The sequence below is a fragment of the Paractinoplanes hotanensis genome, from assembly GCF_023717965.1.
Taxonomy (GTDB): domain Bacteria; phylum Actinomycetota; class Actinomycetes; order Mycobacteriales; family Micromonosporaceae; genus Actinoplanes; species Actinoplanes polyasparticus.
The window spans coordinates 53,188-69,616 of the sequence record NZ_JAMQOL010000059.1; the positions used below are offsets into that span (position 1 = coordinate 53,188).

Below are 16,429 nucleotides of genomic sequence, written 5' to 3' on the forward strand. Positions count from 1 at the left end.
GGCGCGCTCGGGCGATGACTGACGCCGCCCGCGAGGTCGCGAACCGGATGGCCGAGGCAGCCCAGGCGTGGCTGGACTCCTTGGACGCGGATCAGCGCACGGTGGCGGTCGGACCGCCGCCGGGCGCCGGCGGCGTGGCCGAGGCTGAACGTACCCGCTGGTTCTACACGCCCACCGATCACGGCGGGCTCACCTTCCACCAGCAGCGCCCCGTCCAGCACCGGCTGGTGATGCGGCTTGTCGCGAGTGGACTGTCCGAAGCCGGGTACACCACCGTCGCCGCCGTGCTCGGCCTGGAGAACATACTCGACCGCGTCGAGGGCTTCTCGGTGCGCTGGGGCCGGGAACGCACCCGCGACCCGGGCATGTACTACCTGCGGGTCTTCGGCGAGCCCGGCGGAACCCAACCGTGGGGATGGCGGTTCGGCGGCCACCACGTCTCGCTCAACTACCTCGTGGTCGACGGGCGCGTCGTCGCGACCACGCCGTGCTTCCTCGGTGCCGACCCGGCCGTTTCCCCGCTCCTGGGCGGGGCGACGCTGCGTCCGCTGGGGACGGCCGAGGACCTGGCCCGCGAGCTGGTCCGCTCCCTGCGCCCCGACCCCGCCCGGGCGGTGCTGCTGGCGCGCGCCCCGAACGATGTCGTGGCGGGCAACAGCACCCGGATCGGCGACCACGTGGTGAAGCGCCGCGAACTCTGGCGCCCCGGCCAGCACGTCCCGGACCGTGCCGACGAACCGGCCACCGGCCTCGAGGATGCCGACCAGAGGGCGCTGTCCATCGCCCCCACGCCCAAGGGCGTGCCGGGCACCGAGCTCGACACCGCTCAGCGAGGACTGTTGCGGGCACTGCTCGGCACGTACCTCGATCGCGTCCAGGACGGGGTCTCGCCATTGTCCCGCTACGACGACCCGGGGGCGTTGGACGCCGTGCACCTCGCCTGGGCCGGCTCGACCACGGCGGGCCAGCCGCACTACTACCGCCTGCAGGGCCCGCGGCTCCTCATCGAGTGGACCAACGTCCATCGCGGGGTCAACCACGCGCACGCGGTGTGGCGGGACCCGGAGACAGACTTCGGCGGCGACGTCCTGGCCGCCCATCACGCCGCCCACCACGCGCGATGAGGAACGGGAGGTGACGTACATGGCCGACAAGACCCGGCCCACGCTGCGGGGATCCTTCGGCATGTGCGCGTCGACGCACTGGCTGGCCTCCGCCACGGCCCAGTCCGTGCTGGAGCGGGGCGGCAATGCGTTCGACGCGGCGACCGCTGGCGCCTTCGTGCTGCACGTGGCCGAACCCCATCTCAACGGGCCGGGCGGCGATCTCGTCGCCGTCTTCGCAACCGCGGCGGGAACGTCCCCGCTGGTGCTGGCCGGACAGGGCCACGCTCCGCGGGCAGCGACGATAGAGCACTTCCGGGCCGAAGGACTCGACCATGTCCCGGGCGCGGGCGCCCTGGCCGCCGCAGTCCCGGGCGCCGTCGACTCCTGGCTGTGGCTGCTCGCCGAGTTCGGTACCTGGGAGTTCACCGACATCCTGGCCTACGCGATCGACTACGCGGAGCACGGAGTTCCGGCCGTACCCCAATTGGCACGCGTCCTGGCCACAGTCGAGGATCTTTTCCGGACGCACTGGCCGACGTCGTACGCGCTGTGGATGCCCGAAGGGCGAGTCCCGCAACCGCACGATAGTGTCGTCAACCCGGTCTACGCACGGACCCTGCGCCGGCTTTGCGCAGAGGGCGCCGGCGACACCCGGATCGCCCGGATCGACGCCGCCCGGCGCGCCTGGCGAACCGGCTTCGTGGCCACCACCGTGGCCGAGTTCGCGGCGACGCCGCATCGGCACTCCTCGGGCACCGACCACGCCGGCGTGCTCAGCGCCGCCGACTTCGCCGACTTCAGGCCGTCGGTCGAGCCCCCGGTCACCGCGGAGTTCCGGGGTGTCACGGTGGCGAAGGCGGGTCTGTGGTCCCAGGGTCCCGTGCTGCTGCAGGCCCTCACCATTCTCGACCACTTCGACGACGCACAGATCGATCCGTCGACCGCCGGAGGAGTCCACACGATCATCGAGGCTTTGAAGCTGGCGATGGCCGACCGGGAGGCGTTCTACGGGCATCGGGATCCGGCGGAAGCGGAGGCCGTGGCGCGCCGGCTGCTGTCCTCCCGGTACAGCAAGGAGCGCGCCGGCCTGATCGGCCCGGCCGCATCGACCGCGTTCCGGCCCGGTGACATCGGCGTCACACCGTACGCTCCGCCGTTGATCGCCCGGCAGCCCTCGGTCCGGACCGAGGGCGTGGGCGAACCGACCGTGCAAGAGACCGGCGAGACCCGCGGCGACACCTGTCACATCGACATCGTCGACCGCTGGGGCAACATCATCTCCGCCACCCCGTCGGGCGGGTGGCTGCAGTCCTCCCCGGCGGTGCCGGAACTCGGTTTCGCGCTCGGCACGCGGCTCCAGATGACATGGCTGGACCCGGCCGCCCCGACGCGCCTGGCGCCGGGTCGGCGGCCGCGGACGACTCTGTCGCCGACGCTGCTGCTGCGGGACGGCAGTCCCGTCGCCGCGCTCGGCACACCGGGCGGCGACCAGCAGGACCAATGGCAACTGCTCTACCTCGTACGCACCCTCGCCCTGGGGATGGACCCGCAGGAGGCGATCGACGCGCCCGCGTTCCACACCACCGCGATGCCGAGCTCGTTCTGGCCGCGGACCTGGACGCCGGGCGGACTGGTGATCGAGGAGCGAGCGGGCCGAGCGGTCATCGACGCACTGCGCGAACGCGGCCACGACGTGACCGTCTCCGGACCGTGGAGCCTCGGCCGGCTGTCCGTGGTCACCCGTGATCCGCACAGCGGCCTCCTGCAGGCAGGGGCGAACCCGCGCGGCGCCCAGGGTTACGCGGCGGGCCGATGAGACGGCTCGTCACGCCGGTGGGCCTGATGCTCGCCCTCACCTTCACGACCGGCGTCGTCGACGCGGTCGGGTACCTGAGCTTGGACAAGGTGTTCGCGGGCAACATGACGGGCAACGTGGTCATCCTGGGCATGGCGGCCACCGGCGAGACAGATCTGCCCGTGCTCGGGCCTGTCCTGGCGCTGGTGTTCTTCCTGGTCGGCGCCGCCGTGGCCGGGCGCGTGCTGCGCATCGCCAGCCCCGGCTGGAGCCGCCGATGCACGGGTCTGCTCAGTGTCGTGGGAGTGGTTCTGGCCGGCACGGCGCTCGGCCTGGCCCTGCTCGGGGCGGGCACCGCGGTCTCCCGCGCGACGATGGCGTCGTTGCTGGCACTGGCCATGGGCGTACAGGCGGCAACGGCACGCCATCTGGCCGTCAAGGACGTCACCACCGTGGTTGTCACGTCCACGCTGACCAGCCTCGCGGCGGACTCGCGGCTGGGCGGCCGCCGCGGTCAACCGGCACTGCGCCGAGGCGCCGCCGTCACCCTCATCGCCCTCGGAGCGGTCACCGGCGCGGCACTGTGCCAGGTGCACGAAGGTCTCGCGGTGGCAGCCGCAGCCCTGGTCGTGCTGGCGGTGACCGTCCTCGGCCACACCTGCGCCCGCTCCGCCGGCCACCCGGCGAGCACGACCGGGTCGGCCGTCCCGGGCCTCGGCGTGATCACGGCCGAGATTCCCCGAAAGAAGGCAGGACGTCCATGACCGCACCCGCGGCTCCTCCGCTTCGCATCGTCGGCAACTCCGCCGTCGCTGCCGTAGGTATCCTGGCCGGCGCCGTCGGCACGCTCGAATCGGTGGTGTCACCGACGCTCCCGCTGTTGCAGCGCGAGCTGTCGATCGATCCCGCCCAAGGCGCGCTGCTGAGCATCGCGATGCTCATCACCGGCGCCCTCACCGCGCCCATCGCCGGCGTCCTCGGCGACCGCCACGGCGGGAAACGGGTGATGATCTGGCTGATGGTGGTGGTGACGGCCGGCGGCCTGGTGTCCTCACTCGCGCCGAACCTCCCGGTGCTGCTGGCCGGACAGGCCTTGGAGGGCGCGATGGTGGGCGCGATGCCGCTCTCCTTCATCCTGATGCGCAAGCTCCTCCCAGCCGACCGGTCCCCGGTGGCCATCGGCGTGGTCAGCGGATTCTTCGTCGGCGGCGGCATGCTGGGGACGCTGATCGCCGGTCCCATCGCCGAAGGGCTGTCGCGGCACTGGATGTTCGCGATCCCGACCATGGCGATCGTCGCGGCGACCGTACTCGTCCACCGGCTGTTGCCGGACGATCAACCGAGCCGGACCGACGCCAGGATCGACTGGCCCGGCATGCTGCTGCTGAGCGGCATCGTGCTGACCTTCATGGCCGGGCTCGCGACGGCGCCCGACATGGGCTCCCAGCCCCTCCTGCTCATCGGCGTCGTCGTGCTCCTGACCGTCTTCGTGACCGGCTGGGTTGCCGTCGAGCGCCGCACGGCCACGCCGATGTTCGACCTGCGCCTGCTGGCCCGGCCGACGATTTGGCGCTCCTATGTGGTCACCTTCGCCACCTGCGTCGGCGCCGCGCTGTCGATCTACCTGGTTACGCAGCTGTTCGCGGTGTCCGGCGACGGGTACGGCTTCGGAGCCAGTCCCACCGACATCGGGCGCTACCTGTTGCCTGCCGCCGCGATGGCGGCGATCAGCGGACCCCTGGGCGGGCTCGGGGTGCGGCGCTTCGGCTCGACCGCCGTGGTCGCCGCCGGCATCGTGCTCATGACGGCCGGCCTGATCGGCATGGCTCTCGTCCACACCGAGGTCTGGCATCTGGTCGTCGGCAAGGCGCTGATCAGCCTGGCCAACGGCGCCTGCATCACGGCGCTGGTCATCAAGACCGCCACCTCGGTCGACCAGGGCAACACTGGCACCGCCACCAGCATGGTCCTGGTCATCCGGGTGCTCGGCTTCGCCACCGGCGCACAGATCGGCGGCGCCGTCCTCACCGCCGGGACTCCGGCCGGGACTGACATCCCGGCCGAGTCGGCTTACGTCACCGCCCTGGTCATCGCCAGTGTCGTGACGACACTGTCCCTGCTTGCCCTCCGTACCATGAGCAAAGGAGCCAGAAATTGATCCCTGCTGAGCCGACCAGCGGTACCAGCACCACGCCGAAACGCACGGTGCTGATATCCGGAGCCAGCGTCGCGGGGCCCGCCCTCGCGTTCTGGCTGAACCGCTACGGGTACGCGGTCACGGTGGTGGAGAAGGCGGGCTCGGTCCGCAGCGGTGGTTATCCCATCGACGTCCGCGGCACCGCGCTGGAGGTCGTCCGCCGGATGGGCCTCCTCGAGCGCCTGCAGGAGGTGCACATCGACGTGCGCCGGTTGACCTTCCTGGACGGCGACGGCAGCGAGGTGGTCTCGCTGCACCCGCATGCCGTCACCGGCGGTGTCGGGGGACGAGATCTGGAGGTGCGGCGGGGAGATCTCACCGACGCCCTCTACGCCGCGGTCCGGGACGATGTGGAGTTCCTGTTCGGCGACTCCATCGACACCCTCGACGACCACGCCCACGGCGTCGACGTCACCTTCCGCGGACGCGGCCGGCGAACCTTCGACGTCGTGGTCGGGGCCGACGGTGTGCACTCACACACCCGGCAGTTGGTCCTCGGCCCCGAACAACAGTTCCACCGCTACCTCGGCTACTGCTTCGCCGTGTTCACCATGCCCAACACCTTCGGGCTCTGCGACGAGACTGTGATGTGGAACAGCCCCGGCCGGGCCGCCGCGCTCTACGCCGCCGGCGACGGCGACGTGCACGCCTTCCTGAACTTCGCCCGGACGGAACCACCGTTCGAGGCCTTCTCCGACCCGAATATCCAGCGGAAGCTGCTCACCTCGGTCTTCGCCGACGTCGGATGGGAGGTCCCCGGCATGCTGGCCGCCATGCACAAGGCCGACGACTTGTTCTTCGACGGGGTCAGCCAGATCCACCTGCCCCGCTGGTCCAGCGGCCGGGTGGCCTTGTTGGGCGATGCAGCGTACGCGCCCTCGTTCCTCACCGGGCAGGGCACCAGCCTCGCGCTCGTGGGCGCCTACATGCTCGCCGCTTCACTGGCCGACCGGGATCACGCCGCCGGCTTCGCCGCCTACGAGCGCGACACCCGTGACTTCGTAACCGCGAACCAAGGGCTGGCCGGCCGGGGCGGCGCCACCCTCTTCCCGACCACCAACGAGGAACTGCAGCAGCGCAACAACCGACTGCGCAGTCTCAGCGTCATGCCCCCCGCGGGCGGACGACCGGCGCATTCGGCGCTCACGCTGCCCAAGGTCATGCCCTGAGCCCCGATCCACCGGCGCGGTTCTTCCCCAGCGCAGTTGAATAGTTTCGGTATCCTGCACCTGCCGTTCCCGTTTCCGCTTGTCTCGATCCCGGCAGAAGGCGCTCGAAGAGAGCACGATGATCAGCGTGCCGGCTGCCACTTCCGTCGGACCCTCACACCCACTTCAACGGACCTCGACGGGTTCCGTTCAGGGACGACAGGAAGCCGGTGGCCGCCGTCCGCGACGGAACCCGATAATGCCGAATTCGCGTCTGATCCGATCCACCGTTCCGGATTTTCGCCGGCCACCGGTGTCGTTGTGCGGTGATCAGCCGGGATGCTTCAATGGCCGGATGTCCCTGCCTGAGATCCGAGATCTGCTGAGCCGCCACGCCCGGCCGGACCTGCGGACCGCGATCGACGGCGTCCTGATCTTCCGGGCCGACAAGCCGTACCCGCCACGGCCGACGGTGTACGACAAGGTGTTCGCTCTGGTCGGTCAGGGCATCAAACGGTGCTCGGTCGGTGACCGGGTCTACGACTACGGTCCCGGGCAGTATCTGCTGACTTCGGTCGATCTGCCGGTCACCAGCTACTTCACCCGCGCCAGCCCCGATCAGCCAGGGCTCGGCGTCGGCCTCACCCTGGACTCGGCGATCGTCGCCGAGATGCTCTGGCTGCTGCACCCCAACGGTCAACCGCCGGCCGACGAGAGTTCCCCGGCGTCGGGGATCGCCATGAGCACGGCGTCCGACGAACTGCTCGACGCCATCCTTCGGCTGCTCCGGCTGCTCGACCGGCCCGGCGACATCCCGGCGCTCGCACCGCTGATCCTGCGCGAGATCGTCTGGCGCCTGATCACCGGCGACCAGGCGGCGATCGTGCGCCAGCTCGGCCTGCCGGACAGCGGTTTCAGCAAGATCGCCGGTGCGGTCCGGTGGATCCGGGACAACTATGCCGAACGCTTCCGGATCGACGAGATCGCCCAGCAGGCGGGGCTGAGCGTCTCCGCCTTCCACCGCAATTTTCAGGCGGTCACCGCGATGAGCCCGATCCAGTTCCAGAAACAGATCCGCCTCCACCAGGCGCGCCTGCAGCTCGCCGCCGATGCCGGCGACATCGCCGGCATCAGCCGGCGGGTCGGGTACGACAGTCCCTCCCAGTTCAGCCGGGAGTACCGCCGCCAGTTCGGCGTCTCCCCCCGCGAGCACCTGACCCGGGTCGGCGCGTCCGCCGAGGGTTGATGCCCTCCGGTCACCGCGGAGAACGCCCCGGTCATCGTGTCCCACCGGCGTAGCCGACCCCGCATGACGTACGTACACCCCGAGCGTTCACGGCGCGTTCAAAATTCGAGTGCTCCGTTGAAGCGGGAGCGACGCCGTACGTATTGACAGGCGAACGCCGGCTCGAGGTTTCGGCATGCTCGGAGAAGGCGCGCTGCTGACGCCGCGTGTCCGGAGCGGGCAGGCCTCGGAGGATCGTGTGGGAATTCGGTACTTATGAGCAACTCGGACCGGCGACGGTGGCGTAGCGTCGTCGATCTCCGGCCCAGCCGGGCGACCGGTGGCGGGTCCGCCCCGACGCCTAGGCCGGACGATCGAGCGGCCAGCCACCATCGGCCTTCACACCTCACCAGACCACTTCCGCCACGAGAACGGTTTCTTCTTATCCTCAGGTCATTTCATGGGCGAACAGGGCGCACGGGTGAGCGCCGGCGCAGGGAAGAGCGCCGCATTCCTGCGGGCCCGGCGGCCCGAGCAGAAGCAGCTCAAGTACTTCGGCACCCGTGCGGAGATCTTCCTGCGGCTGGCCGAGGCCGAGTGGCTGGACTGGGCCGACGCAGCCGTCGCCCGGCTGGCGACGGTGACCGGTGCCGACGAGATGGCCGGCGTGCTCGCCCGGTCCCTCGCCGAGCGGCCGCTCCTCTGTCAGCTGCTCACCCACGCCTCGCTGACGTTGGAGCGCAACGTCTCGCCGCACGCCCTTCGCCGGTCGAAGGCCGCGGCCGTCCGGTCGACCGACGTCGTGGCGGAGGCGATCCACCGGCTGCTCCCGGACCTCGACCGGCAGTCATGTCTCGAGCTGGTGGGGGCGACCGCGCTGATCGCGGCCGGGCTGTGGCAGGCGGCCAACCCGCCGCCGGCGGTCCGGGCTCGCTACGCCGAGCAGTCCTCGCCGGCTTCCTTCGGCCGGCCGGCCGCCCTCGACATGACAGCCGAGTTGAGCCGGTTCGTTCGGGTCTTCCGTGCCGGGCTGGGCAGCGTGCCGGCCCGTCCGCACCCGGAAAGCGGCAAGGACATGCGCCCGGGATGACGCGCGGTCGACGGCGTGCCATGCGTACGCGTAGTGGCCCTGACCGTGTCTGGCTCAAGAGGTAGGGAACTGAGGAGTGGACCGGTGGCAGAAGACAGACCCGGCGTAGCCGACCTGTGGATCCAGGTCTTGGGCCCGGTGCGCGTGCGTGTTGCCGGTCAGGACGTCGACCCCCGGACCCGGCAACAGCGTCTGGTGCTCGCGATCCTGGCGACACGGGCCGGCGAATCGACTTCCGTCGCCGAGTTGGTCGAGCTGCTGTGGGATCACGACCCGCCGGCGAGCGCGGTCAACGTCGTCCACCGCCATGTGGGAGCCATCCGCCGCCTGCTGCAGCCGTCCCTCCCGCTCCGTTCGCCAGGCGACTGGCTCTTCGGTGGCGCTGCCGGCTACCGGCTGGCCGCCGACGCGAACAGCCTCGACCTGATCAGGTTCCGCGACCTGGTGCGGCGGAGCCGGACGGCGGACGTACCGGAGCAGGCGCTGGCATTGCTGGTCGAGGCACTACAACTCTGGCGCGGGCCGTGTGCCGGAGCGCCCGAGCTGTTGAACCGGGATCATCCGGCGTTCATGGCGGTCGACCGCGAGTGCGCGGAGGTGGCGCGGCGATCGGCCGAGTCGGCGCTGGAGAGTGGCAGGGTTCGCTCCGTGCTCGGCATCGTGCAGACGATCGCCACCATGCACCCGCTGGACGAGGCACTGCAGGCTCAGGTCATGCTGATGTTGAGCTCGGAGGGCCGGCAGGCAGAGGCAACGAAGCTGTATCAACGCCTGTCGGCTCGGCTGATGGAGGAACTAGGCGCCGATCCCAGCCTCGAGCTGCGCCAAGCGCACCAGGTCGTCCTCCGCGGCGGCGTCGGGGCCGGCACCGGGGAGACGCCGCAGGGCCGCCGGACCGCACCGGAGGACGACCCGGCCCGGCGTGGCCCCCAAGCCCCGGCACAGCTGCCGCCGGATCTGCCCGCCTTCAGCGGACGCGATGACGTCGTGCGCCGCATCATCGGCGTCGTGAACGGCGACACCATGAGCGGGACGTCCACGTCCATTGTGGTCGTCGACGGTCTGCCCGGCATCGGGAAGACCACCCTGGCGATCCACGCGGGCCATCAGCTTGCCGATGCGTACGCCGATGGGCAGCTCTACGTCGATCTGCAGGGCTTTCACCCGCGCGGGGAGATGCTCGACCCGGCCGACGTCCTGCACAGCTTCCTGGGCGCCCTGCACGTCCAGGACGCCGGCATTCCGGCCGCGCTGCACGCGCGCGCGGCGCTGTTCCGCAGTGTGCTGGCCACCCGCCGGATGTTGATCGTCCTGGACAACGCCAGGGACGTGGACCAGGTGCGGCACCTTCTTCCCGGTTCAGCGGGTTGCCTGGTGCTGGTAACCAGCCGGAACCGGCTCAGTGGCCTGGCCACCGCCTACGGGGCGCACATGGTCACCCTGCAGCCGCTGACCCGGGACGATGCGCGGCAGTTCCTCCTGTCCCGTACCGGCCGGGGCGCCGAGCCCGGCGATCGCGACGCGCTGGACGAGATCGTGGAACGCTGCGCGGGGCTTCCCCTGGCGCTCGCCATCGTGGCCGCGCGGGCGGCGGATGCCACCGGTCGTCGACTGTCCGACATCGCCCACGAGCTGAGTGACGCTCAAGGCCGCCTGGACGGCTTCCGCGGCGACGACATGGACAACGGCCTGCGGACGATCTTCTCGTGGTCCTACCAGATGCTCAGCGAACCGGCCGCTCACCTGTTTCGGCTGCTCTGGCTGCTGCCCGCCGTGGACATGACCGTGGCTGCCGTGGCGAGCCTCGCCGGCCTCACCCTGCCGGAGAGCCGGCTTCTGCTCGCCGAGCTGATCCGTACCCGCCTGATCAGCGGAAAGGGCCTCGACCGGTACGGAGCACACGATCTCATCCGGGCGTACTCCCAAGAATTGAGCCTGGAGTGTGACGACGAGCAGATCCGCCAGGACGCCGTGCAACGCCTGTTCCACCACTACGTGCTGAGCGCCGAGGCGGCCGGCTCCATGATCATCTCCTATCGGTCCTCGACGACCGCGGTGAATCCCGGCCGGGTGACCGTCACGGAAGCGCCCGACGCCGGCGCAGCGGTGCAGTGGTTCGACGCCGAACATCACGCCCTGAGGATCGTCATCAAGTGGGCGATCGACACCGGGCACACCGCGCTGGCGTGGCAGGCGGCGGCGGCCCTGCTTCCCTTCTATCAGATGCGGGGAGGCTGGGACGAGTGGACCGCCACGATGACGGTCTGCCTCGACGCCGTCGTCGCCGCCGGCGACAAGCTCGGAGAGCTCCGCATCCGCCGAGGGCTGGCGGGGGCGCTGAGCGCGCGCGGGGATTACACCCAGGCGCTGCGGCACCTGGACGAGGCGATGCGACTGGCGATCGAGCTGGGTGACCGCCACCATGCGGCCGCCTGCGAGGAGAACCGCGGCGAGGTCAAGGCGTCTCAAGGCGACTACCGTGCGGCTGTCGGCCACTACGAACGGGCCTTCGCCATCTTCGAGTCCGACGACGACGACCTCTCCTGCGCCCACCTTCTGTGTTACATGGCCGCGAGCGAGGTGGCTCTCGGCAACCACGAAAGGTGTGCCGCACTCCTCGCCCGCGCGGCGCCGACGTTCGCGGCGCATGACGACACGGTCGGGAGCGGTGAGTGCCACGAGATTCTCGCTGCGTCCGCCCATCAGCGCGGAGACCTCGACGCGTCGATCACGCATTGGCGCCAGGCCCTGGATGTGTATCTCGGGGCGGGCCTGCTGATCCGCGCGGCGCGATGCTGGCTCGGCATCGGCGACACAGCGTGGGAGCAGCGTGACGTCGCGAGTGCCCGCCGGTTCTGGGGCGAGGCGCGAACCCTGCTGCAGGGCTCGGATCTCGTCATGCTGAGGGACGCCGAGAAGCGGCTCCAGTCGATGCGTGACGATCCGCAGGCCGCACTGCCGGACCGGTGGAGGGACAATCGGAGGGAGTGAATGGCTGACCGGGAAGTGACACCCGGCAGTGGCCTGCACCGCGAACCCCCGGCCCCGCTCGACGGCGTCACACCCGAGCCGATCGACGGCGTGGCCGGCGCGATGCGCTGGTTCGCCACCGAGCGGAACACGCTGGAGACGGTCGTCGCCGATCCGCCGGTCGTCGGTTTCGCGACCTGGCAACTCGTGGAGAGCATGGTCCCGTTCTAACAGCGCTGCGGTATGTTCCGCGCCTGGGAAGCAACGGCCGCGGCCGCATTGCACACCGCCCGGCGCCGCGATGACGGTGCGGGTCTCGCCCGCATGCACCGGGTGGTCGCCGGCGCGAAGGACTTCCAAGGACGGAACACCTCCGCCATCAGCCACTGCACCAGGGCGCTGGGCGAGCGGTACGTGCGAGCGGGACGGCTGCCGGAAGCGATCCAGGCCTGGCGGGATGCCCGGCAGACGTACATCGAACTGGGCTTCGACAAAGACGCCGCATCGTTGACGCGGCGGCTCGCGGGTGCCGGCGCCGAGCCCCGGCCCTGACCGGATCGCTCAGCGCCGGGGCAACGCGCCACCGGCTCGATGAAATCCGACAGCGCGGGCGGTGAAGGACGGTCGCCCGCGCACGTCTCTCCGGAGGAAGGAACGACTGTCCTCTCGGCCGGCGGCCCGACGCATCCCGATACGCACAGTGACACCGCCGACAGCGGCTGGTGATAGTGACGTCGCAGGTCACAAGCGAGTCAGTGATCCTCGGTGCGACGTCACCAACACGTCAGAGCGTGTTCCTAGCGTCGTCTGCGACATACGCGCCGCCCGAGCGATAGGAACATCCTGTGACCTGTACGGCCACCGAGACCGACGCCGACAACCGCATCCGTGAGCTGCTCGCCGAGCACGGCGCGCCACTCGCGCGGTTCGTCCAGAGGCTCACCCCGATCAATCGGCAGGCCGCCGAGGACGTCCTGCAGGAGACCATGGTGCGGGCCTGGCGCAATCTCGACTCGCTGCCTCCGCAGGAGGACGGCAGAAACCGCCGCTGGTTGTTCACCGTCGCCCGCCGCCTGGTCATCGATGAGGCGCGCCGGCGCCAGGTCCGGCCGGTCGAGGTCACCGCGAACCCCGACCTGGAGTACGCCGTGCTCGGCGACGAGACCGCCGACAAGGCGATCGCCAACGACGCGCTGCGCCAGGCGGTCGGCCGGCTCAGCAACACCCATCGCCAAGCGCTGTACGAGGTCTACTTCCGTGATCGGAGCGTCGAGGCCGTGGCGGCCGACCTGAACATCCCGGTCGGGACGGTGCGCTCGCGGATCCACTACGCGCTGAGGACGATCCGCGCCGCGGTCTCCGAGGGCTGAGCGGCAGCCTCTGATCGCGGCAGCGGTGACCCGGCTCATGCTCGATCTTGGCGTTGTCTTGCCTGATCCTGCCCATCTGGGCCGGGACGGCACAACAGCCATTGCAAGGTCCAAAAATCGGCCGCTAAGGTGCGGGCAGCCTTGCCGACCAGTACCTCGTTGCGGAGCCCAGTTTGGCCACCTCAGACCTGTTCGGACGCCGTGCCGAGCTCAGCCGGTTGTCCGCATTCCTCGACGGCGTACGGCAGAACGGTCAGGTACGGCTGATCTGGGGCGACCCGGGCGTCGGCAAGTCCGCCTTGGTCAACGCGACCTCCCAGCTGGCCCAGCGATCCGGCATGCGGGTGCTGCACGGGTCCGGCTCGGAGTTCGAGGCCGATGTCAGCTACTCGACCCTCAACCAGTTGCTCCTGCCGGTCCACGACCAGCTCGATCGGCTGCCGCCCGGTCCACGGGAGGCGCTGGCCGTCGCCCTGGGATTCGACGCCGGCACCACGCCGGACGCACTGCTGATCTGCAACGCGACCCTGCTGCTGATCCGGTCGGTCAGCGCTGATCAGCCGGTGCTGCTGGTGATCGACGATCTGCACTGGATCGACCGTGCCAGCTCGGTGGTGATCGGCTTCATCGCCCGGCGTCTCGACGGCTGCCGCGCCGGTCTGCTGGCGTCGGCACGGACCGGGACCGGCAACTTCCTCGACCGGCGAGGGCTCTCCGAGATGACCGTCGAGCCCCTCGATCACGAGGCTGCGGCGGAACTGGTCACCACGCACTTCCCGGCCATGCCCGATCGGACCCGCCGACGACTGTTCGACCTCGCCCAGGGCAACCCGCTCGCCCTCATGGAACTGCCCCCGACGCTGCTCGGCGCCGCGCAGAGCCCGATGCCGCAGACCGACGTGGTGCCGCTGGGTGACCGCCTCCAGGCGATGTTCGCCTCCCGGATCAGCGACCTGCCGGAGGCCACGCGGCAGATCCTCCTGCTCGCCACCTTCGAGGGCACCGGCGACCTGCAGCACCTGCGAGCCGCCGACGACAACGCGCCGGGGCTCGCCGACCTCGCGCCCGCCGAACGCGCGCAACTGGTCCGCATCGACGACAGCACCAGCCGCATCGCCTTCCGCCACCCACTGATCAGATCCGCGATCGTGGCGATGTCCACACATGACGAACGCTGCGCCGCCCACCTCACCCTGGCCGCCGCCCTGCGCGGCCGGCCCGAGCGGCGGGCCTGGCATCTGTCGGCGGCCGCGACCGGCCCCGACGAGTCCGTGGCGGAACTGCTGGAAGAGGCCGCACACCGGGTGATGCTGCGCGGCGACTCGTTCGCCGCCACCGCCGCTCTCACCCGCGCCGCCGAGCTGAGCACCACGAACCACGACCGGGCCCGGCGTCTCGCCGAGGCCGCGTACATCGGCGCCGAGGCCGGTGGCAGTTCCGCCGACGCCGCGACCCTGCTGACCACCGCGCGGCAGGCGACCCTGGACTCCGCGGGGTCCCTGCATGCGGCCAGCGCCGCCGCCTTCCTGATGCTCAACGGTGACGGCGACGTCGACACCGCGCACCGCCTGCTGACCGGAGCCATCGAGACCGGCGACCACGGCTACCGCGCCGACGATTCCGCCCTGATCGAGGCGATGCAGACCCTGCTGCTGCTGAGCTGGTACGGCGGCACCCCGGAGTACTGGGAGCCGTTCCACCGCGCGCTGAGCCGCATGCAACCGGAACCCCTCGACGTGCTGTCGCTGGCCAGCAAGACCTTTCCCGATCCGGTACGGACGGCCGCAGCCGCCCTCCCCGAGGCCGAGGCGCTGCTCAGCCGGCTTCCGGGTGAGACGGACCCCACGCGCATCGTGCGCCTCGGCACCGCGTCGGTCTACCTGGACCGGCTCGCCGACATTCGCGAGCCGTCCTGGCGGGTCGTCCGCCAGGGACGCGACGGCGGGCCACCACGCCGGCACCTCGGCGCCCTGATGCACCTGTGCCTCGACAGCTTCCTGGTCGGCCGGTGGGACGAGGCCGAGGAGCTCGCCCGCGAGGGTCAGCACATCTGCGAAACCGCCGGTTTTCCCTTCTTCGCCTGGTACTTCCACTACAACCTCGCCATCGTCGCCGCCGGCCGCGGCCGCTTCGACGAGGCCTACGCATTGGCCGACGAGATCACCCACTGGGCCCGTCCCCGTGGCGTGACCGCGGCGGCCCTCTTCGCCCAGCACCCGCGCGCCCTGGCCGCCCTGGGACAGGGCCGGTTCGACGAGGCGTTCCGGCACGCCGCGGCGATGAGCCCGCCCGGTGCCCTCGCCGCCTACGCGCCGCATTGCACCTGGGTGATATTCGATCTGGTCGAGGCGGCGACCCGGATCGGGCGCACGGTGGAGGCCCAGGCGCACGCCCGGGCGATGCGGGCGGCGGACCTGGCCGGGCTGTCGCCCCGGATGACCTTGATCCAGGCCGGCGTCGACATGCTCGTCGCCGGCGACGACGTGGCGGCCACCTCCCGGGTGACGCAGGTGCTGAGCGATCCCACGATGGAAAAATGGCAGTACGACACCGCCCGGGTCCGGCTCGCGCTCGGCGAGAAGCTGCGGCGTACCGGATCGACCTCCGAGGCGAGCCGGCACCTGCTGGAGGCCCGGGACGGATTCGCCGCCATGGCCGCCGGACCGTGGCTGGCCCGGATCGACGGCGAGCTGCGGGCCACCGGGCACCGCCTCACCGACCCGGCCCCGCAGGGCCCGGCCGGCCTCACCGCTCAGGAGATGCAGATCGCCGAGCTGGCGGCGGTCGGCCTGAGCAACAAGCAGATCGCCGCGCGTCTCTTCCTGTCGCATCGTACGGTCGGCTCCCACCTGTACCGGATCTTCCCGAAGCTCGGGGTGACCTCGCGCGCCGGGCTCAGGGACGCGCTGTCGTCGCCCGAGGCACACCGGTCCGCTCCGCGCTGAGCGTGTCCGCCTGCCACTCCTTGTCCTCCAGCAGCCGCTCGAGCAGCCGCCGGGTGGTGGGGTCGGCGTCGCCCAGCCACCGCACCGCCTCCTGCAGGGTCTGCACCAGGACCCGGACACCCACCAGGTTCTGCGTCACGACGGCCAGGAGGTCACATTCCTCGAACGTCCGGAAGGGCACGTGCGAGCGGGCCGTCAGGTGCTGCGGATCGTAGTCGGACCGGAAGCCGAGCTGATGCACCCGCTCCGCGACCGACCAGGCACCGGCACGGTCCCGGGCGGCGCAGTCCTGCAGGAAGCCGGCCAGTGGCCGCGCCGACGCCCCGCGCACCAGATGAGCGTGCTGCTCGAACTGCAACGACGACACCACCAGCCCGGCCAGCAAGACGTTCATCAGCTCGGCCAGCTTGACCAGTTCGGCCTGGTTCGACGGCGTCACCGCGCCGTCCTCCAGGTCGAGGAGGGCTCGGTCATGGGCCTCGCGCCGGTGCAGCGGGGCACCGCGGCCGCGCCCTGGGGGACCTGTCACGCCTGCCATCGTCGGACACCCGCCACGGTGGCACATCGGTCAGATGACTCAATC

The 16,429-nt window shown here is 70.8% G+C and carries 13 protein-coding genes; 12 read left to right on the forward strand and 1 reads right to left on the reverse strand.

Going from position 1 to position 16,429, the window contains the following annotated elements; all coding sequences use genetic code 11:
* Positions 1 to 14 precede the first annotated feature (14 nt).
* The 12 genes from LXN57_RS38350 (at position 15) to LXN57_RS38405 (ending at position 15,846) form a co-directional block, all read left to right on the forward strand.
* Positions 15 to 1,124: a DUF3500 domain-containing protein gene (locus LXN57_RS38350; protein WP_251803125.1), complete on the forward strand. Its 1,110-nt coding sequence runs from the start codon at positions 15 to 17 to the stop codon at positions 1,122 to 1,124.
* Between the two features lie 19 nt (positions 1,125 to 1,143).
* The gene (locus tag LXN57_RS38355; RefSeq protein WP_251803126.1) at positions 1,144 to 2,922 is read left to right on the forward strand and encodes a gamma-glutamyltransferase family protein; all 1,779 of its coding nucleotides are present in this window, start codon (positions 1,144 to 1,146) and stop codon (positions 2,920 to 2,922) included.
* A complete protein-coding gene (locus LXN57_RS38360; protein ID WP_251803127.1) occupies positions 2,919 to 3,665 on the forward strand; it encodes a YoaK family protein in 747 nt (248 codons plus the stop codon). Before LXN57_RS38355 ends, LXN57_RS38360 begins: the two co-directional genes overlap by 4 nt.
* Complete coding sequence (locus LXN57_RS38365; protein WP_251803128.1) at positions 3,662 to 5,059, forward strand: MFS transporter; 1,398 nt, start codon at positions 3,662 to 3,664, stop codon at positions 5,057 to 5,059. Before LXN57_RS38360 ends, LXN57_RS38365 begins: the two co-directional genes overlap by 4 nt.
* Entirely contained in the window at positions 5,056 to 6,267 is a 1,212-nt protein-coding gene (locus LXN57_RS38370; RefSeq protein ID WP_251803129.1) for an FAD-dependent monooxygenase, read from the forward strand. Before LXN57_RS38365 ends, LXN57_RS38370 begins: the two co-directional genes overlap by 4 nt.
* A gap of 334 nt (positions 6,268 to 6,601) precedes the next feature.
* The gene (locus tag LXN57_RS38375; protein ID WP_251803130.1) at positions 6,602 to 7,492 is read left to right on the forward strand and encodes an AraC family transcriptional regulator; all 891 of its coding nucleotides are present in this window, start codon (positions 6,602 to 6,604) and stop codon (positions 7,490 to 7,492) included.
* A gap of 460 nt (positions 7,493 to 7,952) precedes the next feature.
* On the forward strand, positions 7,953 to 8,561 hold the full coding sequence (locus LXN57_RS38380; protein ID WP_251803131.1) for a hypothetical protein: 609 nt from the start codon (positions 7,953 to 7,955) through the stop codon (positions 8,559 to 8,561).
* An 84-nt stretch (positions 8,562 to 8,645) separates the two neighbouring features.
* Positions 8,646 to 11,552, forward strand: coding sequence for an AfsR/SARP family transcriptional regulator (locus tag LXN57_RS38385; protein ID WP_251803132.1), 2,907 nt, complete (start codon positions 8,646 to 8,648; stop codon positions 11,550 to 11,552).
* Positions 11,553 to 11,762 carry a hypothetical protein gene (locus tag LXN57_RS38390; protein WP_251803133.1) on the forward strand — a complete coding sequence of 70 codons (210 nt, stop codon included), beginning with the start codon at positions 11,553 to 11,555 and terminating at the stop codon, positions 11,760 to 11,762.
* A gap of 12 nt (positions 11,763 to 11,774) precedes the next feature.
* On the forward strand, positions 11,775 to 12,083 hold the full coding sequence (locus LXN57_RS38395) for a hypothetical protein (RefSeq protein ID WP_251803134.1): 309 nt from the start codon (positions 11,775 to 11,777) through the stop codon (positions 12,081 to 12,083).
* Between the two features lie 293 nt (positions 12,084 to 12,376).
* On the forward strand, positions 12,377 to 12,901 hold the full coding sequence (locus tag LXN57_RS38400; protein ID WP_251803135.1) for a sigma-70 family RNA polymerase sigma factor: 525 nt from the start codon (positions 12,377 to 12,379) through the stop codon (positions 12,899 to 12,901).
* Positions 12,902 to 13,074: 173 nt separating this feature from the next.
* The gene (locus tag LXN57_RS38405) at positions 13,075 to 15,846 is read left to right on the forward strand and encodes an ATP-binding protein (RefSeq protein WP_251803136.1); all 2,772 of its coding nucleotides are present in this window, start codon (positions 13,075 to 13,077) and stop codon (positions 15,844 to 15,846) included.
* Here the strand turns inward: LXN57_RS38405 and LXN57_RS38410 are convergent.
* Positions 15,797 to 16,375 (reverse strand): ferritin-like domain-containing protein, encoded by a 579-nt coding sequence (locus LXN57_RS38410; protein ID WP_251803137.1) that lies wholly within the window; start codon positions 16,373 to 16,375, stop codon positions 15,797 to 15,799. The two genes, LXN57_RS38405 and LXN57_RS38410, sit on opposite strands and share 50 nt — an antisense overlap.
* Between the last annotated feature and the right edge of the window lie 54 nt (positions 16,376 to 16,429).